This window comes from Dyella choica, assembly GCF_003977665.1.
In the GTDB taxonomy this organism is placed as follows: Bacteria; Pseudomonadota; Gammaproteobacteria; order Xanthomonadales; family Rhodanobacteraceae; genus Dyella_B; species Dyella_B choica.
Genome location: NZ_RYYV01000048.1, coordinates 1 through 6601, shown reverse-complemented (window position 1 = coordinate 6601; position 6601 = coordinate 1). Strand labels below are relative to the sequence as shown.

Sequence of the window (6601 nt, the reverse complement as noted above, 5' to 3'; positions counted from 1 at the left end):
CAGTGTCGGCAGCACGCTCTCGGGCGATACCGTCACCGTGGCGGCCGGCCACGATCTCACCGGCACCGCCGTGCAGATTGCCGGCACGCACGACGTCACCCTGGCCGCGGGCAATAACCTCACCCTCAACGCTGGCAAGGACACCTACACCGAAACCCAATCCAACGGCACGAGCCATACCGGCCTGATGAATGGCGGTGGTTTCAGCGTGCTGATCGGCAACAAGTCCCAGACCACCACCAGCACCGACAAGGAAGTGAGCTACACCGGCAGCTTGGTCGGCAGCACCGATGGTGCCGTCACGTTGACCGCCGGCAACAATGTGCACATCACGGGCAGCGATGTGCTCAGCCAGACCGCGACGAACATCGTTGGCAAGAACGTCACCATCGATGCGGCCGTGGGTAGCCAGGACGTTACGCAGACGCACAAGGAGAGCAGTGCGGGTATTAGCCTGGGCCTGAGTGGCGGTGTCGCGGCCACCGCACAGACCCTGGCGGCGGATGTGCATGGCGCTAGCAGTAGCAACAGCGACTCGCGCTTGAAGGCGCTGTATGCCATGCAGGCGGCGGAGACCTTGTTCTCGCCGGGCGCCGGCAAGGCCATGGGCGTGAACGGCACTGGCTACGGCGCGTTGAAAAATACGCCCGAAGCGCTTCAGCAGGGCTACGCGCACGGTGCGGCGGACACGAACGGGGCCATGGGCGGCGGCATGGCTGGCGGCGTACAGGGCGCCGGCCAAGCCACCGGCATCAGCCTGCACATCGGCATCGGAGGTGGTAGCTCCACCAGTACCGGCAAGACGCACGACGACGTTGCGTATGGCAGCCAGATCAGCAGTAACGGCAATGTCACCATTGCTGCAACGGGCGGCGACATAAACGTCGTCGGCAGCCAGATCAAGGGCAACAACGTTGCCCTATCGGCCACGAACAACATCAACCTGCTCAGCCAGGCCGAACAGCACACGCAAAGCAATGATAGCCACAACGCCAGCGGCGAAGTGGGCTTGAGCATCGGTCAAACCACCGGTATCTACCTGAGCGTGGCCGCCGGCGAGTCCATCGCCCATGGCAATGGCACGACGCACACCGACAGTGCGGTGAGCGCCAAAGACACGCTGACGATGATCAGCGGCAATGACACCACCATCAAGGGTGCTCAGGCCACCGGCAACAGCGTGCTCGCCAACATCGGCGGCAATCTCAACGTAGCCAGCGAGCAGGACACCAACGACTACGCCAGCCACAGCATCCAGGGCGGCCTCACCCTGGTCTACGGCTGGGGCAGCAGCGGTGGCGTGGGTGTCAGCGGTAACCTGGCGGCCAGCAAGGCCAACAGCAACTATGCCAGCGTGACGCAGATGAGCGGCATTGGTGCTGGCAATGGCGGCTTCGATATCACCGTGGGCGGCAACACGGACCTCAAGGGTGCGGCGATCGCCAGTAGCGCCGATCCCAGCAAGAACCTCCTCAATACCGGCAGCCTGAGCTTCAGCGATATCCAGAACCATGAAAAGTCCAGCGCTGAGAGCATCAGCGTGGGTGGTGGCATGGGTACCGGTGGTTTGTCTGGGATGACCAGCTTCAGTCCCGGGATAGGCATTCCCCAGAACAGCAACAAGAGCAGCACGACGCAGGCGGGGATTGCAGAAGGCTCAATCGTCACCCGTGATAACCCGACACAGGACCTCACAGGTCTCAACCGCAATGTAAGCCTGAGTGATGCGAATGGGCTGACCAACACCTTCGATCCGAACAAGATTGCGCAGAATCAGCAGGCGGGAATGTTGGCTGGGCAGATCGGCATGACTACGGCTGGGGACATCGCCCGTTATATGGCCAATCACGCAACCACGGATGCGGAAAAGCAAGCGTGGAGCGATGGCGGCGCCAACAAAGTCGTTCTGCATGGCCTCGTGGGCGCTGCGACAGCGGCACTGGGAGGCGGTGATGCGCTACAGGGTGCACTGGGTGCCATGGCGAGCGAGAAAGCCAGCGCGGCCATGCAGCAGTACCTGGACGATCAACACATCACCGATCCCGCGCAGCGCAACACGCTGATGCAGCTTGCTAGCGTAGCCATAGGTGGTGCGGTTGGTGGCGGTGCGGGTGCGTCCACTGCGTTGGCCGGCGATCAATACAATCGCCAGTTACATGCCACTGAACAGCAGCTCGCTCAGGCATTAGCAGCGAAGAGCAATGGTCTCTACACCACGCAACAGATTGAAGATGCTATGCGGCTGAGTGGTTACAGCCTGGGTGAAGGGAGTGTGATGCCTGGCGAAACTGCTCAGGAAGGCACTTTCGTCAATGTGAAGGATTCCGGGGCCATTTATGACACGCACGCGAGCTGGGTGCTCCTTAATGGACCTGGTGACAGCCTGTATCTCCAGCAAGTGGTTCCACCACAAGTAAATCCCGATCTAGCAGCTTACATTGTCGCAAACACGGGAGGCACCAATTCACCCTACGCATGGGCACCGGAACAGCGAGGAATGTCACAAGGAGCCGCCCAATATCAAGCGCTTTCGGATTGGTATACCGGAAACCATATAGGAACACGTGCTCTTGGGGCCGCGCAATTTGTCGGGGGAGAACTAGAGGCAGTTGGTGGTCTCGCGACCGCCATGACATGTGAAACAGGTTTGGGTTGTGCGGTGTCGGCATATCTAACAGGGGCGGGATTGGACAATGCCGCAGCCGGATACAATGCTGCTCAAACAGGCCATCCGACGGCGACCTTGGGACAGCAAGGTGGGCAAGCTCTTGGCTTGTCACCAGATGCAGCGGCTCTCGTGTATGGAGCAACGCAGCTGGCTCCTGTTGGCATAGAAGCTTACACCGCTAACGCTGCTGTCAAAGCGCAGGTAGCTGCTAACGCAGCGGCACGGGCTACCTATACATTAGGCGGCGATCTGGGTGATGTTCAGGCTTCGTTGACTCAGCAAGTTGGAAATTTGCGGGCAGCATTAACTGGTGACGCTAGAACCAGCGGTAACGTAGGGGTCGCTCAAATTAATATTCCTGGCGTATCACCCATGATGGCCGCGTCAAGTCAAATTCAAACACCTTCTGCAGTTGAGCAAGCGCTTGGCTTCGTAGGTGTTGTCCCAGAAACATTTCCCAGTACTGTAGTGCCCACTGCTACGGGTTTTCCGTTGCTTCGCACTGGAGATTCAGAGGCTGTGATTCTGAACAACGTTGCTGCCCAATTGGGAGATAATACGTCGATAGCAGGTACAATTGATCTGCTCACGGAGCGTCCACCTTGTGATAGCTGCTCAAACATCATCCAGATGTTTCAAAGCAAATACCCCAACATCAAGATCAATATCTTGAACAACGGTGGAGTTATCAAGCCAACGCCAAAGGTAAATTGATATGCCACTACACGACGAACGCGTCCCTTATGGAACAATTAAGGCATGGTCGCTCGAAACGTATTTTCGAGGTTGCAGGGATAATGCTGTAAAAAGAGGATGGCCACACGAACAGATCATGGGGTATGTGAGTTATCAATTTGAGACAACATTCGAGCGATCGATTGAGAAACTGATGTTCAATGTTGTTTTGTTAATTTTAAGTGGTGGCTGGCACAAAGGGCCCGAAAAGATAATTAGGGATAACATTGCTAGTCTAATTAGAGAGGTTGGATTGGAAGGAATTCTCGTAGGAGTGCCCGGAGAGGAGATGGAGGTTTTTCTTCATGACCTTAAAGTTCTTGAGATCGTTTGAATTTGGATTGGCTAATAAAATCTATCCGCGAATCACCTTACGCTGATACGCGCGTACTTCACGAGATGTTGGAACACCCTAAGGTCCAAAACCGAGGTAGGCGTTGAGGAGATTAGTGACCCACGGGTTCGGAAATTTCCAGGCCATAATTCCGAGTGCTGCTAACGGTGCTAGGTTCACTTTTTCTGTGGACCGGTACCGGGGCCAGGTTCACTTTTTGTGTGGACGATATGACGGACGATTACATGAGTGCTCACCGGTCGATCGGCCAGGAAGTGAACTAAAGACGCTTCGCAGCAAACGTCACGGTGAATTTGGGGTCAGAATACTTTTCTTCGCGGTGAATTTGGGGTCAGAATACTTTTCTTCGCATCTTCGACGCGAAAAAGTGTTCCGACCCGTTATCGTTGATCCGACAAAGCCAGGTCGCTCTTATGAGCTGCCGCCTCCTTGGGGGCAATGGTTGCAAGAAAATGCAATTCCGGGATCAGGCAAGGTACACGAATGAAAAGTCTCGAAGAAATTCTAGGGCCGGCAACACCAGAGTTGCTTGACCCGCAATACGCGGTTGCTGTCGCTCGCCATAAAGAAGCTGTTCATTGGTTGTTGCTAGAGCATGAAAATCTGGTGCTTGATTGGAAAAAGCGGAGGGACGAATTTGTCGCTGCGGGCTATCACTATCCTGATCTAAACGTGGTGGCGAACCAGAGGGCCGGTATTGTAGTTCTTGATCAAGATACAGCCGACGAGTTTCTGCGTGCACCAGAAACTCGTAAGTTGGACCTTAATTTTTTGCGGCAAGCTCTCTTGGAAAGACTCCCCAGCGCGCAGTCATGGTGGGATGTCGACTTTTTGTTCCCTATTGCCTTCGTTGATTTTGATCACAAGCGATTTGCTGGCTTTTATCAAAATGGCCCGCGGTTAGAGCGTTACGTGCCTGACGGCTGGGTTGGAGAGTTCGAAGATTTTGCTAATACTTATCCTGAAGAAGTCTTTCCAGCGGTGGATAAGTTTTGGATCGTTGACGGGAAAGATCTACTACATGAACTAAACGAACGTGGTCGTGCCCTTGAATCCAGCCGCACCAAAAAATGACAATTGAACCTAGAAATCGCTACGTGTCATGCGGTAGGGGAGCTCTACAGGAAGCAGTGCGTGCGCCGATGCGAAATCCCCTTGGGAGACAAGTGCGTGAATACTATGTGCCAGTGACGTCACATCAGTGATGCGTTGTATCCAATCCTCGACGTACAAGCTGACGGCCTGCTTGCTCAGGCCGATTTGAATGGTTCGGTGCGGCTGAGGTCGTAGTAGCAGATCCCGTTCTGGGTCCCACTGGATGCGAACGGGTGCATTTTCCTTTACATGCATCCATTCCTCCTTACTCATCAACTCATCAGGGTGGCTCGGACAGCTATGAGCTAATGCCCACCCAAAGCCTTCGTGAGAGATATCAACTGCCAAGATGCGAGCTTGTCCTGAATCTTTCAGACCCCAGCCAGATCGGTACATCATCCATAGAAATGATAGCTTTATCCAAGTCATTCGTTCCATTTTGAATGGCGGAGACATGAATGTCCCTTGTGCCAATGCGTGGTCTGCGATGGCATTCGAATACGCTTGGTAGACGCGCATCGTTTTGTCATTGTAGAACGCACGAATCTGTCGTTGTGGGATCATGTTGGACGGGTCCCGAATTCACGGACGCTCGGAACCAAGAATAATCCGCGCAAACCCATCTTGGCGCAACTGCAGAGATCAGGGACGCAGATATCCGAAGAGATCCGGGATACCCATCAAATGGCTTTACGCAAACACTTGCGCGCCATTGACGGAGGGCAATCACGGCCACCCATGGATTAGCACATCGCTTATACGATCTTGTGCCATAAATTGTGGATGTCCCAATGCCCTGCTCCGAGGCATAGAGGGGAAGTTCGATCAAGCCAATGGAGTGGTTGTACAGGCCGATCTTTCTTTGTCTGATATGACGTCTATTGCGACGCGAACATGGGGTAAATCGACTACGAAATCTTTTGATGTACTATTTTTTCAAAAGTCGGATGGGACCATTGTCGATCGTCCTCAACCAAAACAGGGTCAGGTTGGGCTAGTCCCGATTTCACGGACACCTAAAAGCGAGGACAATCCTCGCACGGAGGTGTCCGATGGAAAAGCGCCAAAGGTTCAGTGCGGAATTCAAGCGCGAAGCGATCCGCATGATGCAAACGAGCGGTAAGCCTGCTGCCGCGATAGCCCGTGAATTGGGCGTGCCGCGTAATCGTCTATACAAATGGGCGCAGGATGCGGAGAAGAAGGGCGATCAGGCGTTCCGTGGCAGCGGTCGCCCCAAGGCGAGCCAGGATGAGCTGGCCGCGCTCAAGCGCGAGTTAGCGCGCGTGAAGGAAGAGAATGAGATTTTAAAAAAAGCGGCGGCGTACTTCGCGCGGGAGCTGCCGTGAAGTACGCCTGGATGGCGACCCAGCACGGCCATGCCATACGCACCTTATGTCGCACGCTCCACGTATCGCCCAGTGGTTACTATGCTTGGCGCTGCCGCGAGCCTGGTAGCCGGGCGCAGGAGAACCAGCGCCTGGTGCAATGTATTCAGGAGCTTCACGCTGTCACGCGAGAGGCTTACGGGACAACGCGGATATGGAAGGCGTTGCGCCAAGAGGGTGAGGTGTGCGGGCGTCACCGGGTGCGTCGCCTGCGACAGCAGCATGCGATCCAGACACGACGCCGTCGTCGCTACATGCGCACGCGTGCCCCCTATCAACGCGTACCGGCCGCACCAAATCGACTGGCGTGGCCGTTTGCCAGCCCAGGCCGGGATCGGGTCTGGGTGGCGGACATCACCTATG

6 protein-coding genes are annotated in these 6601 nt (G+C 55.5%); 5 read left to right on the top strand and 1 reads right to left on the bottom strand.

Annotated elements, in window-relative coordinates:
* From EKH80_RS23415 to EKH80_RS23405, 3 genes are all read left to right on the top strand, one after another.
* A partial coding sequence (locus EKH80_RS23415; RefSeq protein WP_196240431.1) for a hemagglutinin repeat-containing protein occupies window positions 1-3382 on the top strand: 3382 nt, incomplete at its 5' end.
* Window position 3383: 1 nt separating this feature from the next.
* Entirely contained in the window at window positions 3384-3737 is a 354-nt protein-coding gene (locus EKH80_RS23410; protein WP_230473904.1) for a hypothetical protein, read from the top strand.
* A gap of 504 nt (window positions 3738-4241) precedes the next feature.
* Window positions 4242-4832: a group-specific protein gene (locus EKH80_RS23405; RefSeq protein WP_126687215.1), complete on the top strand. Its 591-nt coding sequence runs from the start codon at window positions 4242-4244 to the stop codon at window positions 4830-4832.
* Between the two features lie 9 nt (window positions 4833-4841).
* Here the strand turns inward: EKH80_RS23405 and EKH80_RS23400 are convergent, their stop codons facing one another.
* Window positions 4842-5417 (bottom strand): DUF4291 domain-containing protein, encoded by a 576-nt coding sequence (locus EKH80_RS23400; RefSeq protein WP_126687214.1) that lies wholly within the window; start codon window positions 5415-5417, stop codon window positions 4842-4844.
* Window positions 5418-5905: 488 nt separating this feature from the next.
* On the opposite strand from EKH80_RS23400, the gene EKH80_RS23395 reads away from it, so the two are divergent.
* Complete coding sequence (locus tag EKH80_RS23395; protein WP_126687213.1) at window positions 5906-6199, top strand: transposase; 294 nt, start codon at window positions 5906-5908, stop codon at window positions 6197-6199.
* Between the two features lie 11 nt (window positions 6200-6210).
* Window positions 6211-6601, top strand: a 391-nt coding sequence (locus tag EKH80_RS24510; RefSeq protein WP_425481173.1) for an IS3 family transposase, incomplete at its 3' end; no start/stop codon positions are given.

Excerpts from the sequence above, each read along its gene's own strand:
- EKH80_RS23405 (WP_126687215.1), top strand. The coding sequence starts at position 4,242 with ATGAAAAGTCTCGAAGAAATTCTAGGGCCGGCAACACCAGAGTTGCTT.
- EKH80_RS23400 (WP_126687214.1), bottom strand. The coding sequence starts at position 5,417 with ATGATCCCACAACGACAGATTCGTGCGTTCTACAATGACAAAACGATG.
- EKH80_RS23410 (WP_230473904.1), top strand. The coding sequence starts at position 3,384 with ATGCCACTACACGACGAACGCGTCCCTTATGGAACAATTAAGGCATGG.
- EKH80_RS23395 (WP_126687213.1), top strand. The coding sequence starts at position 5,906 with ATGGAAAAGCGCCAAAGGTTCAGTGCGGAATTCAAGCGCGAAGCGATC.